This is a genomic window from Halomonas sp. A29, assembly GCF_046723295.1.
Lineage (GTDB): Bacteria > Pseudomonadota > Gammaproteobacteria > Pseudomonadales > Halomonadaceae > Halomonas.
Genome location: NZ_JAXQPR010000007.1, coordinates 135658 through 151939, shown reverse-complemented (window position 1 = coordinate 151939; position 16282 = coordinate 135658). Strand labels below are relative to the sequence as shown.

23 protein-coding genes are annotated in these 16282 nt (G+C 62.3%); 14 read left to right on the top strand and 9 right to left on the bottom strand.

Going from position 1 to position 16282, the window contains the following annotated elements; genetic code table 11:
* Window positions 1-266 precede the first annotated feature (266 nt).
* The 3 genes from SPH52_RS15075 to SPH52_RS15065 all read left to right on the top strand — a co-directional run bounded on the left by SPH52_RS15075 (window position 267) and on the right by SPH52_RS15065 (window position 2257).
* Complete coding sequence (locus tag SPH52_RS15075; RefSeq protein WP_411795857.1) at window positions 267-1076, top strand: potassium channel family protein; 810 nt, start codon at window positions 267-269, stop codon at window positions 1074-1076.
* A gap of 102 nt (window positions 1077-1178) precedes the next feature.
* The gene (locus SPH52_RS15070) at window positions 1179-1580 is read left to right on the top strand and encodes an antitoxin Xre-like helix-turn-helix domain-containing protein (protein ID WP_411795856.1); all 402 of its coding nucleotides are present in this window, start codon (window positions 1179-1181) and stop codon (window positions 1578-1580) included.
* Complete coding sequence (locus tag SPH52_RS15065; protein ID WP_411795855.1) at window positions 1577-2257, top strand: RES family NAD+ phosphorylase; 681 nt, start codon at window positions 1577-1579, stop codon at window positions 2255-2257. Before SPH52_RS15070 ends, SPH52_RS15065 begins: the two co-directional genes overlap by 4 nt.
* Window positions 2258-2285: 28 nt before the next feature.
* Here the strand turns inward: SPH52_RS15065 and SPH52_RS15060 are convergent, their stop codons facing one another.
* Together SPH52_RS15060 and SPH52_RS15055 are read right to left on the bottom strand one after the other, a co-directional pair.
* Entirely contained in the window at window positions 2286-3137 is an 852-nt protein-coding gene (locus tag SPH52_RS15060; protein ID WP_411795854.1) for a DUF6544 family protein, read from the bottom strand.
* 86 nt (window positions 3138-3223) lie between these two features.
* The gene (locus tag SPH52_RS15055) at window positions 3224-3622 is read right to left on the bottom strand and encodes a GFA family protein (RefSeq protein WP_411795853.1); all 399 of its coding nucleotides are present in this window, start codon (window positions 3620-3622) and stop codon (window positions 3224-3226) included.
* Window positions 3623-3747: 125 nt separating this feature from the next.
* Here SPH52_RS15055 and SPH52_RS15050 point away from each other — a divergent pair, with 125 nt between their 5' ends.
* The 3 genes from SPH52_RS15050 to SPH52_RS15040 all read left to right on the top strand — a co-directional run bounded on the left by SPH52_RS15050 (window position 3748) and on the right by SPH52_RS15040 (window position 5513).
* Entirely contained in the window at window positions 3748-4389 is a 642-nt protein-coding gene (locus tag SPH52_RS15050; RefSeq protein WP_411795852.1) for a DsbA family oxidoreductase, read from the top strand.
* Window positions 4390-4502: 113 nt separating this feature from the next.
* On the top strand, window positions 4503-4835 hold the full coding sequence (locus tag SPH52_RS15045) for an antibiotic biosynthesis monooxygenase family protein (RefSeq protein WP_411795851.1): 333 nt from the start codon (window positions 4503-4505) through the stop codon (window positions 4833-4835).
* Window positions 4836-4856: 21 nt separating this feature from the next.
* Window positions 4857-5513 carry a 5'-methylthioadenosine/S-adenosylhomocysteine nucleosidase gene (locus SPH52_RS15040; protein ID WP_411795850.1) on the top strand — a complete coding sequence of 219 codons (657 nt, stop codon included), beginning with the start codon at window positions 4857-4859 and terminating at the stop codon, window positions 5511-5513.
* Window positions 5514-5530: 17 nt separating this feature from the next.
* On the opposite strand, the gene SPH52_RS15035 is transcribed toward SPH52_RS15040, so the two are convergent.
* The 4 genes from SPH52_RS15035 to SPH52_RS15020 all read right to left on the bottom strand — a co-directional run bounded on the left by SPH52_RS15035 (window position 5531) and on the right by SPH52_RS15020 (window position 6980).
* Window positions 5531-5872: a cupin domain-containing protein gene (locus SPH52_RS15035; protein ID WP_411795849.1), complete on the bottom strand. Its 342-nt coding sequence runs from the start codon at window positions 5870-5872 to the stop codon at window positions 5531-5533.
* A 26-nt stretch (window positions 5873-5898) separates the two neighbouring features.
* Window positions 5899-6228: a MarR family transcriptional regulator gene (locus SPH52_RS15030; protein ID WP_411795848.1), complete on the bottom strand. Its 330-nt coding sequence runs from the start codon at window positions 6226-6228 to the stop codon at window positions 5899-5901.
* Window positions 6229-6258: 30 nt separating this feature from the next.
* Entirely contained in the window at window positions 6259-6696 is a 438-nt protein-coding gene (gene trxC, locus SPH52_RS15025) for a thioredoxin TrxC (RefSeq protein WP_411795847.1), read from the bottom strand.
* A 68-nt stretch (window positions 6697-6764) separates the two neighbouring features.
* On the bottom strand, window positions 6765-6980 hold the full coding sequence (locus SPH52_RS15020) for a DUF2945 domain-containing protein (RefSeq protein ID WP_411795846.1): 216 nt from the start codon (window positions 6978-6980) through the stop codon (window positions 6765-6767).
* Window positions 6981-7393: 413 nt separating this feature from the next.
* Here SPH52_RS15020 and SPH52_RS15015 point away from each other — a divergent pair, with 413 nt between their 5' ends.
* The 3 genes from SPH52_RS15015 to SPH52_RS15005 all read left to right on the top strand — a co-directional run bounded on the left by SPH52_RS15015 (window position 7394) and on the right by SPH52_RS15005 (window position 9104).
* The gene (locus SPH52_RS15015; protein ID WP_411795845.1) at window positions 7394-7873 is read left to right on the top strand and encodes a phasin family protein; all 480 of its coding nucleotides are present in this window, start codon (window positions 7394-7396) and stop codon (window positions 7871-7873) included.
* A 269-nt stretch (window positions 7874-8142) separates the two neighbouring features.
* Window positions 8143-8592 carry a YHS domain-containing (seleno)protein gene (locus SPH52_RS15010; protein WP_411795844.1) on the top strand — a complete coding sequence of 150 codons (450 nt, stop codon included), beginning with the start codon at window positions 8143-8145 and terminating at the stop codon, window positions 8590-8592.
* Between the two features lie 176 nt (window positions 8593-8768).
* Complete coding sequence (locus tag SPH52_RS15005; RefSeq protein WP_411795843.1) at window positions 8769-9104, top strand: hypothetical protein; 336 nt, start codon at window positions 8769-8771, stop codon at window positions 9102-9104.
* Between the two features lie 24 nt (window positions 9105-9128).
* Here SPH52_RS15005 and SPH52_RS15000 read toward each other — a convergent pair whose 3' ends face one another.
* The gene (locus tag SPH52_RS15000; RefSeq protein WP_411795842.1) at window positions 9129-10358 is read right to left on the bottom strand and encodes an EAL domain-containing protein; all 1230 of its coding nucleotides are present in this window, start codon (window positions 10356-10358) and stop codon (window positions 9129-9131) included.
* 263 nt (window positions 10359-10621) lie between these two features.
* Between SPH52_RS15000 and SPH52_RS14995 the strand changes: the two genes are divergently transcribed.
* Entirely contained in the window at window positions 10622-10828 is a 207-nt protein-coding gene (locus tag SPH52_RS14995; protein ID WP_411795841.1) for a hypothetical protein, read from the top strand.
* Window positions 10829-10850: 22 nt separating this feature from the next.
* On the opposite strand, the gene SPH52_RS14990 is transcribed toward SPH52_RS14995, so the two are convergent.
* Window positions 10851-10985, bottom strand: a complete 135-nt coding sequence (locus SPH52_RS14990) for a DUF2945 domain-containing protein (protein WP_411795840.1) — start codon at window positions 10983-10985, stop codon at window positions 10851-10853.
* Window positions 10986-11010: 25 nt separating this feature from the next.
* Entirely contained in the window at window positions 11011-11352 is a 342-nt protein-coding gene (locus SPH52_RS14985) for a DUF427 domain-containing protein (RefSeq protein ID WP_411795839.1), read from the bottom strand.
* Window positions 11353-11479: 127 nt separating this feature from the next.
* On the opposite strand from SPH52_RS14985, the gene SPH52_RS14980 reads away from it, so the two are divergent.
* The 4 genes from SPH52_RS14980 (at window position 11480) to SPH52_RS14965 (ending at window position 16230) form a co-directional block, all read left to right on the top strand.
* Window positions 11480-11974, top strand: coding sequence for a DUF962 domain-containing protein (locus SPH52_RS14980; protein ID WP_411795837.1), 495 nt, complete (start codon window positions 11480-11482; stop codon window positions 11972-11974).
* 69 nt (window positions 11975-12043) lie between these two features.
* Entirely contained in the window at window positions 12044-12808 is a 765-nt protein-coding gene (locus tag SPH52_RS14975; protein ID WP_411795836.1) for a helix-turn-helix domain-containing protein, read from the top strand.
* A gap of 234 nt (window positions 12809-13042) precedes the next feature.
* Window positions 13043-14485: a uracil-xanthine permease family protein gene (locus SPH52_RS14970; RefSeq protein WP_411795835.1), complete on the top strand. Its 1443-nt coding sequence runs from the start codon at window positions 13043-13045 to the stop codon at window positions 14483-14485.
* 83 nt (window positions 14486-14568) lie between these two features.
* The gene (locus tag SPH52_RS14965; RefSeq protein ID WP_411795834.1) at window positions 14569-16230 is read left to right on the top strand and encodes a methyl-accepting chemotaxis protein; all 1662 of its coding nucleotides are present in this window, start codon (window positions 14569-14571) and stop codon (window positions 16228-16230) included.
* Window positions 16231-16282: the final 52 nt, after the last annotated feature.

Genomic DNA, 16282 nt, shown 5'->3' with positions numbered 1-16282 from the left:
CGAAAGAAGTAGCGCCAAGGAATCGACATTTAGTGGTGCGGTGGGCTCAGCTTGCTCGGGCGAGGGCGACGGGTAGTGTGCCGCTGACACTGAGCCAGAAGCGGCCTTCCGCCATGTCGTCCGAACCGCACAGGGCTCGGTGGAAGCGTTGGCAATAGCGCCATCCGTGAGCTGAGCATTATGTTAATAATGCTGCGTTCCCCATTCGCTTTGGCGGTGGGTCTGAGAATCGTGCACTGGGCAGCTGGCGACGGATAGGGGGATGCATGCAGCAATCGGATAGCCAGAAGGCCAGCCCCTATGCGGGTTGGCGCCGTCGCCTTTACCTGATGCTCGAGCCCACCGCTCGACAAGCCCCTGGGCTATCGATCACCAACCGCTTCATAGCTGTTCTGATAATCCTCGCAACGGCACTGACCGTTCTGGAGGCTGAGCCGGTCGTCCGAGCGCTTGCGCCAAGCCTCTTCGTCACCGCCGAGGCAGTGCTGGCCTTGGCTTTTCTGGTCGAGTACGTCACGCGCGTGATCGCGGCCGGCGAAGACCCCCGCTATCGAGGGCTGGCTGGACGTTTACGCTTCATGGTCAGCCCATGGGCGATCATCGACCTGCTCGCTATCTTGCCTTTCTTCCTCACCATGGGGGCAGTCAACGCCTTCGCCTTGCGTCTGCTCAAGCTAATCCGGCTACTCAGGCTCGCGCGGCTGGGGCGCTTTTCCAATGCAATCGGCGATCTCTATCAGGCAGTTCGCGGACGGCGCTACGAACTCACGGTGAGCCTGATGGTGGCTGTGGCACTGCTGATCGTCACCAGCAGCGTGATCTATGTCCTGGAAGCCAGCCATCAGCCCGAGGCCTTCGGAAGCATTCCCAGGGCGCTCTGGTGGAGCGTGGCCACACTCACTACGGTGGGCTATGGGGACGTAACGCCGGTGACCGCGGCTGGGCAGCTGTTTGCAGGCCTGACCGCCATCGTCGGCATAGGCATGATCGCCATGCCGACCGGCATCCTGGCTGCCGCCTTCAGCGATGCCATGCAGAAACGTCGGGAGCAGGCTGAAGGCGACAACAACAAGTGACGAGAGAGGGAGCGGGTACCGGCCTCGCCTCCCGCTATTGGCGCAAAACCTCCATTTGAGCGATAATCACGTATATCCGCCATTTGGCGAATGGAGGACGTTATGGCCCTACCCCAGCTACCTGTCGAAAAGCGCCAGCACATGAGCGCCGCGGCAATGCGTACGTACCCCAACATCGCCAACGACTGGGGGCTGAAGGAGCAGGAAGCCGCCTTGCTCCTTGGCGTGCCTGAGTCGACCTATCGGCGTTGGCGCAAGCAGCCCACGGCGGCGCGTCTCGACGTCAATCAGCTTGAGCGCATGTCGCTGATCCTGGGGATCTACAAGGCCCTCCAGATCCTGCTGCCGCGGGCCGACGCCGCGGATTCCTGGTTGCGCCGGCCAAATCGCAACCCCCTGTTCGCAGGCCAGTCACCTCTGGATCGGCTGCGCAGCGGCTTGGTGCAAGACCTCTATGTGGTCCGCCAGCACCTCGATACCGCCCGAGGTGGGGGCCATGCGTGACGTTTCCACTCTCACCTGTGTGCTGGCGCCCCTGCTACCGAATCATTCCTTCGCGTTTCCCGCCTATCGACTTGTTCGAGCGGGTTGCGACACCTGACGACTGGGACCTGCTGCAGGAGCTTGAGGGAGAGACCTCGGCGCGTCTACGAGAGCAGGCCGGGGCGATTCACCTGGTACGCGATGAAGACCGCCGATATGGCCCCGGCTGGACGCCGGTGATGGCGGCGTTCTGTCATTTCAGTGAGCACGGCACCCGGTTCACCGATGGCACCTTTGGCGCCTATTACTGTGCCTTGACCGAGGCCACGGCCATCGCGGAAACCCGCTATCGCGCCGAGCGCTTCATGCAGGAATCCAATGAGCCGCCCATGCAGCTCCAACAGCGGGTCTACCTGGCGGACCTACAGGGCGAACTCATCGACTTGCGCGACAATCCCCCCGGGGCTGCCCCTCTACTGGCCCCGGATGATTGGAGCGCGGGCCAAGCGTTTGGCCGCAAGGCCTGGGAGTCCCATGCCGATGGGATTGTCTACCCAAGCGTGCGTGATCCGGGGGGCGAATGTGCCGCGGTGCTACGTCCGCCAGTATTGTCGGCCACTTGGCAGGGCAGGCACCTTGGCTATGAGTGGGACGGCGAGCGAATTCGCCATGTCCTCGAGCTGCGATTGGTGGAGTGAGGATTCAGCTTCTCGCCGTCAAGCCGCGCTACCGCACCGGAAACCGTACCTCCTCCACCCTCGCCCGGAAGAACGGAAAGTACGCCTCCGTGCCGAAGTGATTGCCACCGTCGACCCTGGTCGGAAGGGTGTAGCCTTCGAAATTGCGGAAGTCGTCGAGATAGCCGCCGAAGGGTTGGAGCCGCCACTCCTTCTCGGGATTGGCGTTGCTCCAGCGTTGGAACTGCACCCAGCACGGCTGGCCGTCTTCGGCCACGGCGATCTCTATCGATTGCTCCAGCGGGCCGTGGGTGATGATCGCTCGCGCCAGGTTTGGCTCGCCGGTTTCTTCCCAGCAAACGCCATGCTGCGGCAGCAGGCCGGCGGGTGCCCAGAAGGCGGCCTCCCCTGCCACGCGGCCGAACGAGGCGCGCAGGTGGTTGTCGTCACCCCCTACCCTGGCGACGGGCAGCGTGCCGTTGAGCCAGAAGCGCGTCCAGGAGCGGCCGTTGGCCATGCCGTCAGAGCCGCTTAATTGCAGGATTCCCGCACCGGCCCGAATCCGCCAGATAAAGCCGTGCGGCGGAGCAAGTATCTGCCGAGCCCGCATGGGGCGGTAGCTGGGTGCTTGCTTGCTGCCGAGGCCGATCTCGCCCCTCATATGAATTTCGCTGACGACACGGAGCGGCGTGCCCGGGGCGATGGTGTAGAGGAAGTAGCGCCGGGCCGCATCGGGCAGGCCTTCCACCATGGCGGGATCGAAGGTCTCGACGGTGGCGGGCGCCTGGGATTGCAGCCAGGCCCAAGCCTTGTCCACCGCGCGGTTATCGGCCAAGCGCCAGGCCTGCATGGCCAGTGCCGCTATCAGCAGCAGACCCACCGCCGTTGCCACGTATGCCATCCGGTCTCTCCTGCGCTCTGCTCTTGTTCTCTTCTCTACTACGCTCTTCTCTACTCTGTGCCCTTCCTGTGCGGGCCACTGATCACTCAACGGGCGAATTCGGAAAACCTGGGCAGCTCGTCGGCAAGGTCGAACCACTCGGCCTTGGATGAGACCCAGGCGTGGTAGCGCTTGCTGGGCGCTATCGGCGTGTCCAGGGTGCCCAGCCGCAAGCGCTTGGCTTCGGGCAGGTCGTCGCGGGCGCTGTAGAGCGGGCTGCCGCACTCGGCGCAGAACACCCGCGCCTTGCTCGGCGTGGCGCGGTACTCCTTGAGGTATTCCGCGCCCTGGGTGATGCGAAAGTCGGCCGAGCGGATGGGCGCCACGGCGGCGAAAGCGGAGCCCTGGGCCTTCCGGCACTGCTGACAGTGGCACATGGAGACCTCATCGATCTCGCCGCGGTACTCGTACTTCACTTTCCCGCACAGGCAGCTTCCCTGGTGCATCGGCGTCTCTCCCCGGTGACTTTCGCTTACGATACCCCTTTCGGTATCCGATGGCTGAAACCAACGTCAAACATAACCTGGAGATGGTAGGGTTCGAGGGAATCCTACCCAATGGCTCAGCAACCATGCCCCACGTCGACATCACCGTGATCTCCGATGCCATCTGCCCATGGTGCTTCATCGGCAAACGCCACCTCGACCTCGCCTTGGCTGAACTGCCCGAGGGAATCAGCGTATCGGTGGCCTGGCATCCCTTCGAACTCAACCCCGACATGCCCGCCGAGGGCCTGTCGCGGCGTGACTACCGCACCGCCAAGTTCGGCTCCTGGGAGCGCTCCCAGTCTCTCGATGCCCAGGTAGAGGCTGCTGCCGCCCAGGCCGGTCTCGAGATCCACCACGAACGCATGAGGCGAACGCCCAACACCTTCGACGCCCACCGGCTGATCTGGCTCGCCGGAGAGCATGGCGTCCAGTCGGCCGTGGTCGACGCGCTCTTCCGGAGCTACTTCGTCGAGGGCGAGGACATCGGTGGCAGCGCGGTACTGGCCAGCGCCGCCCGAGACGGCGGGCTAGCGGACATCGACATCCCCGCCTTTCTCGTCAGCGACCAGGGCCGGGCAGAGGTCAGAGCCGGCCTTGAAGAGGCGCGGCGCCTGGGAGTGAGCGGTGTGCCCACCTTCATCATCAACGGCACCACCGGCCTGTCGGGCGCCCAACCGCCCGAGGCACTGCGCCAGGCGATCCTCGAGTCGACCGGCAGGGGTTGAAGGCCATCCGATCAAGGGGAAGAGCGCCGGGCTCTAACATGCTTGCCCCCTGCCGGCGTCGGTGTCATCGTCTTCCGGTGACCATTGGCCGCCTGACCACAAGGAGCAATATCGTGTTCATCGCCATGAACCGCTTTCGGGTCAACCCCGAGCGAGTGGAAGAGTTCGAGCAGATCTGGCTGGAGCGGGAGACCCACCTGCAGGGCCTGCCCGGCTTCGTCGAGTTCCATATGCTGCGCGGCCCCGAGAAGGAGGATCACGTGCTCTACGCCTCGCACACTATCTGGCGCTCACGCGAGGACTTCGAAGCCTGGACGCACTCCGAGGCATTCCGCAAGGCGCACGCCAACGCCGGCCAGAGCAAGCGCGAGGGGCTCTACCTGGGCCCGCCGAACTTCGAAGGGTTCGAGGTCATTCAGACGGTCGGCAACGCGAGCGATGCCTGAGGCACGGATGAGGATCGAAGCATGAACGCGGCACAGCACACGCAGGCGCCGCTGACGCCACTGGGCGGCCACAACGTCCTGTTCGCGATGGCGGCCGAGGCCGAATACGGCACACATCTCAGGAAGCGTTTCGATCCTTTGGTCATCGGCGTTGGCCCCGTCGAGGCGGCCGTGGAACTCACCGCTGCCCTTGCCGCCCTCGCCCAGAGCGAGCGCCTGCCGGATCTGGTGGTGTCGCTGGGCTCGGCCGGTAGTCGGGCACTCGAACAGACCAAGATCTATCAGGCGACTTCCATCGCCTACCGCGACATGGACGCCTCGCCGTTGGGCTTCGAAAAGGGCGCCACGCCCTTTCTCGACCTGCCGGCGACCGTTCCCCTACCGCTGCGCATTCCCGGCATTCGTGAGGCTACGCTCTCCACCGGTGCCAACATCATCTCGGGCGAGGCCTATGCCGCCATCGCCGCCGACATGGTGGACATGGAGAGCTATGCCTGCCTGCGCGCCTGCATGCGCTTCGACGTACCGCTGATCGTGCTGCGCGGCATTTCGGACGGCAAGACAGAGCTGCACCACGTCGACGACTGGACGGAATATCTCCATGTCATCGACGAGAAGCTGGCCTCCGCCGTCGATCGCCTCGGTGTGGCGCTTGCCAAGGGCCAGTTAGCGCTCTGACGCTCGGAGTTCCCGGATCAGGGAGTGTCCGGCACAGCTTCGCCACCTTCCGGGCCATAGAAGAACACCCAGGTGGCGAAGTCTTCGGTGAAGTCTTCGAACCGGTGGACGACGCCCGCCGGCACGAACAGCACCTCACCGGCTTCGAAGGGCTGTCGGGTGTCTCCGTTGACGAAATGACCCGCGCCGGAGATGACGACGTACACCTCATCTCGGGTATGCGGTATTTGGCGATCCACGCCTTCCGGCTTGTAGATCTCGACCTGGAGCGAGCCGTGCCGGAATACCTCGGCGAAGGGCACACCGTCATTGTCCTGCAGCGTCTTCAATACAGCCGATGGGGTCAGGCGCTCCATCATGGTCTCTCTCCGGTAGGTTTAAAGGTCTATGTCCGCTCACGGGACAGGCGGCGGGCCGTAACCCACCACTCGGTGGCGCGTGCTTCGCCCTCCCCCGGCAGTTTCTCCAGGCAGCCCTTGGCCAGCAGATCGGAAAGATGGCGGGTCGCAGTGGCCTTACTGACCTTGGCCACCTTCTGATACTGAGCAGCACTGATGCCACCCTCGAAGCCATTCTCGAAGTTCTGTTCTCCCCCATCCAGCAAACGATTGAGCACCTTGATCTGCTCCGGCAACAGGCCGGCTTCGGCGAATCGCTGCCAGAAGCGGGTCTTGGCCAGGGTGCGCTCGATGTCGGCGAGAGCGTCTCGGCTCACAGGTCAACCAAGGACCATTGCCGGTCTGGCTTAGATGAGATGCGGCTCGAGCCAGCGCTTCAGTTGCGGCCCTTGCACCAGCCCGGCCTGACGGGCGATCTCACGACCTTCCTTGAAAACGATCAGCATGGGAATGCTGCGAATGCCGAAGCGCCCGGCAAGGGCCGGTTCCGCCTCGGTGTCGAGCTTGGCGAAGCGGATGCGCGGCTCCAGCTCGGCGGCGGCCTGGGCAAAGATCGGCGCCATCATCTTGCAGGGGCCGCACCAGCCGGCCCAGAAGTCCACCACTACCGGCAGCTCGCTGCGCTCGACCAGGGCCGTGTAGTTGGCGCTGGTGAGTTCCAGGGGCGCGGCGGTGAACAGTGGCTGCTTGCACTTGCCGCAGCGCGAGGCGTCGGCCAGCCGCGCCGTGGCCACACGGTTGATGGCCAGACAGTGGGGACAGGCCAGATGCAGTGAATCGGACATGGCAGGGCTCCGGTGAGGGCGGCATTAACGAGGATAGGTGCGGCGCTAGCTGCCGTCGACGTAGGCCGCTAGTCGTCAATCTTGGTCAGCGCCGAGTCCTTGTGCATGGCGATGTGATCGGTCTTGTCGCTCTTGATCTCGTACTGCGGCTCGTCTTCGCTGGCATGACGCTTGTGTCCCTTGTACTCCGTGTCCTGGGTATGAACGCGGACGATCTTTCCGCTGACGTGCCCTGCCTCGGAGTTCCAGCGTACATGGTCGCCCACCTTGAATCGCTTGGCCATTGCTCACCTCTCATCAGGGGTAAAGGGTTCGTGCTGGTAGCATAGACCAGCGAATGGGAAATCTTCCCTCTGGGGTGGGCGTTATCGTCAACCGAATACCATTTGCCGCCTGGCCACGAGGAGTGAGCACCGTGTTCGTCCCCACGAACCGTTTTTGGATCAACTCCAAGAGTGGAGGAACCCGAGCCAACAAAGCCCTTACAAAACAAAACTATTTGTCATTGTTTTCTTCAAGGCTTAATGGCAAATAAGGTGAGTTCGGTGTGCTACCGCACGGAAATAATCTCTTGCAGCGTTCATGCTTTGGTATGTCGTGGCAGGTGAAGTTAACAGCAGCTTGTTGAGAAACAACTTCTGAATCAAGTATTCACCTGAACGATTTTGCTTGCTTGTTACAGAGAAGGAAATATTAGATGAATACTGAAAAAACCAAGTCGGATAGCAACCAGAGTACCGCACGCGGCAACCAGCAATTCGACGAGGCCATCGTCGAGCCGGTACGTGCCTACGGCGCACTGACCACCGATTACTTTGAAAAGCTCTTCGCGGCTCAGTTCGACGCCGTTCGCGCCTTCGCGGACACTAGTCTGGCGCAATCACGCTCCTGGCTTGAAGTCAAAGATTCCGACAGTTTTCGGCAGGTGATCGAGCAGCAACAGCAGGCCGTTCGAGAGCTGAGTGAGAAGATGAAGGAAGACGCTGAAAAAATTCGTGCCTTGAGCCAGGAGTATTTACAGGAGACTCAGCAGTTGACGGCAAAAGGCATGCAGAAGGGAAAGGAGCAAGTAGAGAACAGCTTGCAAAAAGGTAAGGAAAAGGCTGACGGTACTCAACAGAAAAGCCAGCAGCAGGCCGACAAGAGCAAGAAATCGGCCAGCGCATCGCATCAATAATACTTGCTTTATAAGTAAGCGCACGATTGAAGGGCCGTCTTCGCAAGAAGACGGCCCTTTAACTATTTGGCTGCCCTACCGGAGCATGAACGCCTGCCATGACATATCCGCTCAAGGAGCGTTCTATCCTCTATGAGTTTGCCAAGGCCAATGTCAAGAAAAACGCTAAGCCGAACCTTGGCGAGAACAAGAAGTTCGGTAGCTAAGTTAAGGTGTAGGGCCACTTCTCGACAGCGCCTCTGGAGCGACGAGTCGCGAGGAGGTAAAGCATGAAGCGTACGAGTTGGTGGCTGGCAGCCGCCCTGTTGATCGGCCTGGCTTGGCCCCCTGGGGGCATTCGCCGAGGGGCGCATCTTTACCCGCCATGGCCTGGCCATCGGCGGCACGGATCCGGTGGCCTACTTCACTCACGGGCAGCCGGTGCAAGGCTCGCCCGACTATCAGGTGGAGTGGGGCAATGCCACCTGGCGATTCGCCTCGGCCGAGCATCGCGACCGATCCAGGCGGACCCCGAGGCCTATGTGCCCCAGTACGGTGGTTGGTACGCCTGGGCGGCGGCGCGAGGTGAGGCCGCGGCGACCATTCCCGAGGCGTGGAAGATCGTCGACGGCAAGCTCTATCTGAACTTCAGCAGGTTGATCCAGTGGCGCTGGGAACGAGACATCCCTGGCCACATCGCCGCTGCCGATAGCCTCTGGCCAAATATCTTCCAGCAGTGATTCCGACGAGATGAGGCTTGCTCCCGTGCGGCTCCGCCGTGGCCGACTCAGGGAGGGAGCAGGTGCGCGGATGGCGTTACATTTTTCCATTGAGCCTGTCGCCTTGTCTCAGGCAGGATGGAGAAAGGAAGGCAGGTTGGCAGACACAAGCAACGGCATACCGCTGGAGGAGCCACATGCAACCGCTGAGCTATTACTACTACAACGTGCTGGAAGGTCTCGAAAAGCCATGCGACGTACCGTCGACCCAACTGCAGGAGGGCTTCGATATCCTGTATCGACATGGCGGGCGCATCGAAATGGACCTGATGCGCAAGGCCGAGGATAGCAATGCCCAGGGCACGCCCTACCACTGGTACGAGGCCCTGGATGAAGAGCAGCGGGCGAAACTGCACAAGGCCCTGGATGACGAAAATCCTGCGAAGATTCTCAAGATCATCCAGCGCAACGGCTATGCCGGCGTGCTCTACCATCATGCCTGGCATCACTTCCGGGAGTCGGGAGCCGCCTAACCCCAACACACCGGCGGGGCCTCGTCAGGAAGGCAGGGGCCCCGGCCGACCCAGCAGGTAGCCCTGGGCCTTGCGAACCCCGATGCCACGTAATGCTTCCAATTCGGCCTGCGTCTCGACGCCCTCGGCGAGCAGCCGGCTGCCCGTTACGGCGGTGAAGCCCACGAGTGCCGCGGTCAGTGCTCGGCTGTCGGCACAAGTGTCTATGCCATGGGTCAGGGATCGATCCAGCTTGATGACGTCCGGCGCCAGGCGAAGAATATGACGAAAGCTGGCATAGCCGGCGCCAGCATCATCGATCGCCAGCCTGAGCCCTTGCCTGCGCATCGCGACCAGCGCCTCGAAGAGGCAGGCGTAGTCATCAACAACATCGTGTTCGGTGACCTCGAGCATTAGGCGGTCAAGGGGATAGGGGGCGAGCAGATCGGCAAGCCGGCCGGATAGGATGGTGACCGGCGAGGCATTGAGCGACAGATAGGCCGTGTTAGGAATCTCGGGCAGTGCCTGCAACGCCAACTCGATGGCCGCCAGCTCGAGTTCCACTCGCAGCCCCACCGTCGCGGCTTCCTCGAACCACTTGTCGGGACCTCGGCTTGGCCCGGCGACGAAGCGCGACAGCGCTTCATAACCGGCGATACGCTGGTCGACGAGATCGTACATGGGCTGGAAGACGATGTGGAAGCGACGATGGTCGAGCACATCGCGTATTCTTGCCTCGGCGGCCTCATGCTGCAGGTTGTGCGTGCGCTGGCGTTCGAGCTGCCGTGCAGCAAAATCAGCGAAGACCCGCATCATGGCCAGGTCAAGCTCATTCAATGTGGCATTGGATTGGCGATCGAAGCAGCACAGCGTGCCGTAAATACTCCCATCCTTCAGACGTATGGGCACGCTGAGGTGCGCGCCTACCGGCACCGCCCGGGTGGCCGCAAGGTCCAGCGCCGCCGGCTCCTGTTGAGCATCCTGGATCACCTCCGGCAGCCTGCCCTCCACAACTCTCTGGCAGTAGCTTTCACCAAGAGGATCCGATGCCCCGACTTCTAGGTGTGGTGCATCCGCCTCTTCGTCCACAAAGCGAAAAAATCGCTTACCGTCTTTAAACTCCGAGATAAAGGCGACTTCCATGCCTAGATGGGTGCGCAGGGCATGCAGGATCTCGAGCAGGGTACGCTCGGCCGACTCTTCGGCAAGGCCATCCAGCCCCAGGTAAATATCCGGCAAATGCTCATCTATTGCGTTGAATGCTCTAGCTACCATGGGCCACCTTGACGTTCAGATTTCGTCAGCAAACAACGTCAGCTCTAGCGTGCCACCCCGTATTCGTATTGCTTGTATCGTTAGATTATATTTGATTCAGCCTAGCATCGAAGCATAATTTCTCCCATATCAAGATTATTCGAATGGTTTGGTCTTCAGTATGGAGCCAAGGCGTAATCGTTTGACACCTCCGGCGCTGCTGGTTTTAGATTTGCCTATATTTAGATAGATCGGCCTATATAAGCATTCTTACCGGTTTCCACTTGGTCAGGAGCACACAAATCATTTCCAAGGCACCCGCCTTCGGCCCGGTGCTGCCGCTGCTCGCCACCTCGATCGGTCAGGTCGCCGGCTCTCCCTTGGCGGGCAGGCTTGTCGGGGCCGAAGGCCATGTCGCCACCTTCATGCTCTTCGCCAGCCGTCGCCGGGCTTGGGGCGTGGTTGCTGAAGGAGAGGGCCAGTGTCGATGAGCTTACTCTTGGATAGCCAAGCCTAGTCGCCCAGCTTGGTGAGCGCCGAATCCATGTGCATGGCGATGTGATCCGTCTTGTCGCTCTTGATCTCGTATTGCGGCTCGTCCTGGCTGGCGTGGCGCTTGTGGCCCTTGTATTCAATGAGCTGAAGCATAGTCCAGGCGGCTAAGCCATACCGTCTAACGGCCTTGTGTCACGACGGCCTTGGCGTCATCGAATGCCAGATATTCCGCTATCGTCTCCATGCCCTCTAACGGTCGCTCATAGCTCCATGCCACATCGGACTGGTCGCCGAACGAGAAGTAGGCGGCATCGCCCTTGAACGGGCAGTGAGTCACGGTATCGGAGCGGGTCAGCAGGTCCATGCGCACGTCTTCGCGGGGAAAATAAAACCGTGGCGGATAGCCACGCTCGCGTAGCTCGAAGGCGCGGCTGGTGTCGGCGAGCAGTGTGTCGCCGATCATGACCTGCACTCGGTGAATTTGCGGATTCAGGATGATACGGGGCTCGGTGGCGGTCATCACTTCGACTCGTAGTTAAGGAAGTTTCTCGCTTTTAACTCGTAGCAGTTACATACAAGGCAGCGTCCCACTGAGGAGCCTAGCATGGGCATAACCCTGAGCCTCCAAGAACAACGAGGGCACGACCATGCGTAGCCTGCAGCAATTTCTCGACGACTACGGCGAGAGCCATCGCCATCCGGTGAACCAGTGGGTGCACATCGTCTGTGTACCGGCCATTTTCTTCTCTACCCTGGGCTTGCTATGGCTGGTGCCGATTGGCCGTTGGCTGGGGCTGGAGGCCGGTGCGGCAGAGTGGGTCAACGGCGCCACCCTGCTGGGCGCGCTTGCCGGTTTGGTCTACCTGCGCCTCTCCTTCGGTGTCTTCCTGATGATGGTCGCCTGGTTCGCTCTTTCCGTATTGGGCATTCTCGCCATCCTGAATACGGGGTGGTCGTTGTTGTGGATCTCGCTGATCGTCTGGGTGGCGTCGTGGGCGGTGCAGGTGTGGGGCCACAAGGTGGAGGGCAAGAAGCCGTCCTTCATCGAGGATCTGGTATTCCTGCTGATAGGTCCGATCTTCGTCACCTTCGAAGTGGCGCACAAGCTGGGGCTGCACGTGCCGCGCCCAGCCGGACATTGAGCCTGTCGCACCGGTGGCTGCCTGAATGGCGTATTCTCGGTTTTATTAACCGATTGCCACGGACTGCCTGTGACGGATACTTCGCCGGTGCGCGGAACCCTCTACCTGTGGAATGACCGCTGGATGCTGCTTGGCCACCTGCCGGCCAACAGGGCGCACCGGCACGTCAGCGCGTCGCTGTTGCTGGGGTTGGATGGGGCGTTCGAGCTGGAAGTAGAAGGCGAGTGCCGCCAGACCCGAGCCGCGGTGGTGGCGCCGGACGTGGCCCAGGCCCTGAACCCGGGCCAGACCACCATGCTGGTGGCCCAGCTCGACCCTGACAGCGATGCCTGGCGCCGCCTGGCCGGCAAGCTGGCGGGGCAGGTCAGCATGGACCTGCCCTTGGCCGAGGACCTGGCCCGGATGCTGGCCAGTAGCGACGATTGCCTCACCCTTTCGAACAACCTGGCGCAATTTCTCGCCACCACCGACGCGCCACCGCTGCCGCTGGATCCGCGGATCGCGGATATCTGCCACCACTTGCGAGAAGCCCTGCCGGAGAAACTGGATGCCGCGGCGCTGGCCGAGCGCGCCGGGGTCTCCACGTCGCGACTCACGCATCTGTTTCGCGAGCAAACGGGGGTGAGGCTGCGACGCTTCCTGCTCTACCTGAAGATCACTCGCGCCATGGCCCGTTGGCAGCCAGGCATGACCCTCTCCACCTTGGCCGCGGAAGCGGGCTTCTACGACCAGCCGCACCTGGTGCGCACGGCCCGCGACATGTTCGATGCCCTGCCCTCGGCCTATATCGGTGCCGGGAATTTCCACATCTGCCGCTGCAGTGAGACTCACTGAGCCGGCAGCACGTATCTCTCGAGATGGTTGCCCACAGCGATATCGGTCGACTCGATCACGCCCCGCTTGAGCAACATGCTCTGGCGGCAGGCACACCCAGGCGAACAGCCAGTTCATCCTTGTGCTGACCCGATTCATCTGTGAAAAATATTTTTAGTATACAATTTTATGGGCCACTGTAGACATCATAGAAAGCAGATGTAATACAAATCCAAGAACAGATCGGAAGTCCTCATGCCCAAGCAGCAGGCCAACAGGTCCATTTTTGACTTTCACGGCAGGCCAAGCGTGGCCAAGGCCCTGCCCCTCTCCCTTCAGCATGTGCTGGCCATGATCGCCGGCGTCATCACCCCGCCCATCATCGTGGCGGGCGTGGTGGGTGCCAGCGTCGAAGAACGGCTGCTGCTGATCCAGATCGCGGTGCTGGCGTCCGGCGTCAGCACGCTGTTCCAGCTCTATGGTGCCTGGAAGTTCGGCGCGCGCCTGCCCGCCATCTTCGGCGTGGGCTTCGCCTATGTGCCCACCCTGGTCGCCGTAGGCGGCCAGTACGGCCTCGCCGGCATCTTCGGTGCCCAGCTCATCGGCGGTATCTGCATGATGGTGGTGGGCTATTTCATCCAGTACATCCGCCATCTGTTCCCGCCGGTGGTGGCCGGCACAGTGGTGCTGGTGATCGGCCTGTCGCTGTATGACATCGCGGTGCGCTACATGGCGGGCAGTGGCAACGTCGAGGCACCCGGCTTTGGCGAGCCGCTCAACTGGCTGGTAGCCCTCGTCACCCTGGCAACGGTGCTGGTCGCCTCGCAGTTCGGCAGGGGTGTGGTGAAGCTCTCGGCCATCATCGTCGGCATTGTGGTGGGCTATGCGCTGTCGCTGCTTCTCGGCATGGTCAGCTTCGCGGCAGTCGCCGATGCCGGCTGGGTCGCGGTGCCCCGGTTCATGCCCTTCACGCTGGAGTTCCACACCTCGGCGATCATCGCCATGGTGATCATCTGCGTGATCAATTCCGTGCAGACCATCGGCGATCTGTCAGCCACCACCGTGGGCGGCATGAACCGCGAGCTGAGAACCCGCGAGCTCACCGGGGGGCTGCTGGGCAACGGCTTGACCACCACCCTGAGCGCCTTCTTCGGCGCCCTGCCCACCGCCACCTTCAGCCAGAACGTCGGCATCGTGGCGATGACCCGCGTGATCAGTCGCTTCGTCCTGGCGCTGGCCGGCGGCTTCATGCTGCTGGCGGGATTCAGCCCCAAGTTCGGCGCCCTTGTGACGACCATTCCCTACCCCGTGCTCGGCGGCGCCACCGTCATCGTCTTCGGCATGATCACCATGACCGGCATCAAGCTGCTGATAAAGGATGAGCTTTCGGCCCGCAACATGACCATCGTCGGCCTGTCGCTGGCCCTGAGCCTGGGCATCGCCCAGGTGCCCGAGGCAATCGCACAGCTGCCCGAATGGATACAGAGCATGATCGGCGGCGCGCCCATCGTGGTCGCAGCCATCACCGCCTTCACCCTCAATCTCGTTCTGCCCCGAGTCTCCCTGGCCGATGAGGAGCGTGAGCGCGAGCGGATGGCCTGCGCCGAAGGAAAGAGCAATAGAACCACTCAGGACCGGGAAGGCGTCACTTACTCCCATCGCCAGGAAGGCTCGGCTGGCCAGGCCAGCAACAGCTGAGCTCGGCCCGGCCCCGGCCGGGCCGAGCACCTCTCCATCGCGATGCATCTCGAGCCCTGACCAAGGGCCACCAGGAGCCACAAGTGAAAAGCCTGAGCCATCTTTCCGTGAAAATGAGCTGGACGCTGGTCCTGCTCGCCTTTCTTGCCCTGCTGATCGCACTGAGCGCCATGGGGCTCTACGCGGTCAACCACAGCCAGCGCAGCTTCGACACCTTCAGTGCGGTGAACGTCAGCCAGCAGGCCGCGCTCAACCGCGCCAACTCGATGCTGCAAAGCGTACGGATCGACATGGCCGGCGTTTATGAGGAGCTCCTGGAGAGTTCCGTTGCCGGGGCCGGCGCCCATGGCTCGGATGCCCATCGTCTCGGTGAGCGGCTCGAAGCCGTTACCGACAACTTCAATCTCTTCCTCGAGCTGCCCGTTCGCCCCGAGCACGCGGCGCTGATGGGACCCATCGAGGCCAGCTTCAACGCCATGATGGAAAGCAGCCTGCTGCCGCAGGCAGAGGCCCTGGCAGCCGGCGATCTGGCCACCTACCAGGCGCTGCGTGACTGGGCCGCTGCCGCCAACGCCGGCTTCTACCAGGCCGCCGTCGGCTTCTTCCACCAAGTGGAAGCGGAAGGGGCCGAACGCGCAGAAAGCTTCGGCACGGTGGTCACCACCGCGCAGCGGGTGATCGTGCTCGTCTTCATCGTCGCGCTTATCGTGATCGGCGTCGTCTACCGGGGCGTCAGCGCCAGCCTGATCGGGCCGCTGGATCGTATCGTGCAGCACTTCCAGCGCATGGCCAGCGGCGATCTCTCGGCACCCGTGGAGTCGCACGGCAAGAACGAGATTGGCAAGCTCTTCGCGGCGCTGGCAACCATGCAGCAAGGGCTCGCGACGACGGTCGCCACGGTACGCGACAGCAGTGCGGAAATTCTCTCCAATTCTCGCGAGATCGCCAGTGGCAACCGCGACCTGGCGGCACGCACCGAGCGCCAGTCCGCCTCGCTGACCGAAACGGCTTCGAGCATGGAGGAGATGACTTCCACCATGGAGCGCAACAGCGAGAACGCCTCGCTGGCCAGCGAGATGGCCCGCGAGGCCGCCCAGCGAGCCGACAGAGGCGGTGATGTGGTTGCCAACGTAGTCTCGCGCATGGAGGAAATTCGCGAGAGCTCCCAGCGGGTTACGGAGATCATCGGTCTGATGGACTCCATCGCCTTTCAGACCAATATCCTGGCCTTGAACGCCTCGGTGGAAGCGGCTCGCGCCGGCGAGCATGGCCGCGGCTTTGCGGTGGTGGCCAACGAAGTGCGCAAGCTCGCCACGCGTAGCGCCGATGCCGCCACGGAGATCCGCCAGCTCATCGAGACTTCCGTGCGTCAGGTCGAAGCCGGCACCCAGCAGGCCGATAGCGCCAGCAGTACCATGGGTTCGATCATGGCCTCGGTGCAGCGCGTCAACGAGCTGATGAACGAGATTGCCGTGGCGTCCAACGAACAGCGCTCCGGCATCGGTGAGGTCAACACGGCGGTCGGCGACATGGACCATACCACCCAGCAGAACGCCGCCCTCGTCGAGCAGGCGAGCCTGGCCGCAAGCCAGCTTCAGGCCGAGGCGCAGCGCCTCGATGAAGCGGTGGCGCGATTCAAGCTGGCGGACGGATCTCGGGAGGCCGATACCATGGCAGCCCTGCCTTCACGCGCAGAAGCCCAAGCGCCAAGGCTGGTAGATCAAAGGGGGCTGACGACTGCCTGAGCTTCGCCAGGCATTGGCCGGAAACTGTCTGCGTCCGGCCATGCGTCTATCT

Excerpts from the sequence above, each read along its gene's own strand:
- SPH52_RS15035 (WP_411795849.1), bottom strand. The coding sequence starts at position 5,872 with ATGATGGAGCGCCTGACCCCATCGGCTGTATTGAAGACGCTGCAGGAC.
- SPH52_RS14970 (WP_411795835.1), top strand. The coding sequence starts at position 13,043 with ATGCCCAAGCAGCAGGCCAACAGGTCCATTTTTGACTTTCACGGCAGG.
- SPH52_RS15020 (WP_411795846.1), bottom strand. The coding sequence starts at position 6,980 with ATGGCCAAGCGATTCAAGGTGGGCGACCATGTACGCTGGAACTCCGAG.
- trxC (WP_411795847.1), bottom strand. The coding sequence starts at position 6,696 with ATGTCCGATTCACTGCATCTGGCCTGTCCCCACTGTCTGGCCATCAAC.
- SPH52_RS14990 (WP_411795840.1), bottom strand. The coding sequence starts at position 10,985 with ATGCTTCAGCTCATTGAATACAAGGGCCACAAGCGCCACGCCAGCCAG.
- SPH52_RS14980 (WP_411795837.1), top strand. The coding sequence starts at position 11,480 with ATGCGTAGCCTGCAGCAATTTCTCGACGACTACGGCGAGAGCCATCGC.
- SPH52_RS15070 (WP_411795856.1), top strand. The coding sequence starts at position 1,179 with ATGGCCCTACCCCAGCTACCTGTCGAAAAGCGCCAGCACATGAGCGCC.
- SPH52_RS15050 (WP_411795852.1), top strand. The coding sequence starts at position 3,748 with ATGCCCCACGTCGACATCACCGTGATCTCCGATGCCATCTGCCCATGG.
- SPH52_RS15055 (WP_411795853.1), bottom strand. The coding sequence starts at position 3,622 with ATGCACCAGGGAAGCTGCCTGTGCGGGAAAGTGAAGTACGAGTACCGC.
- SPH52_RS15040 (WP_411795850.1), top strand. The coding sequence starts at position 4,857 with ATGAACGCGGCACAGCACACGCAGGCGCCGCTGACGCCACTGGGCGGC.
- SPH52_RS15000 (WP_411795842.1), bottom strand. The coding sequence starts at position 10,358 with ATGGTAGCTAGAGCATTCAACGCAATAGATGAGCATTTGCCGGATATT.
- SPH52_RS15060 (WP_411795854.1), bottom strand. The coding sequence starts at position 3,137 with ATGGCATACGTGGCAACGGCGGTGGGTCTGCTGCTGATAGCGGCACTG.
- SPH52_RS15005 (WP_411795843.1), top strand. The coding sequence starts at position 8,769 with ATGCAACCGCTGAGCTATTACTACTACAACGTGCTGGAAGGTCTCGAA.
- SPH52_RS15015 (WP_411795845.1), top strand. The coding sequence starts at position 7,394 with ATGAATACTGAAAAAACCAAGTCGGATAGCAACCAGAGTACCGCACGC.
- SPH52_RS14985 (WP_411795839.1), bottom strand. The coding sequence starts at position 11,352 with ATGACCGCCACCGAGCCCCGTATCATCCTGAATCCGCAAATTCACCGA.
- SPH52_RS15075 (WP_411795857.1), top strand. The coding sequence starts at position 267 with ATGCAGCAATCGGATAGCCAGAAGGCCAGCCCCTATGCGGGTTGGCGC.
- SPH52_RS15010 (WP_411795844.1), top strand. The coding sequence starts at position 8,143 with ATGAAGCGTACGAGTTGGTGGCTGGCAGCCGCCCTGTTGATCGGCCTG.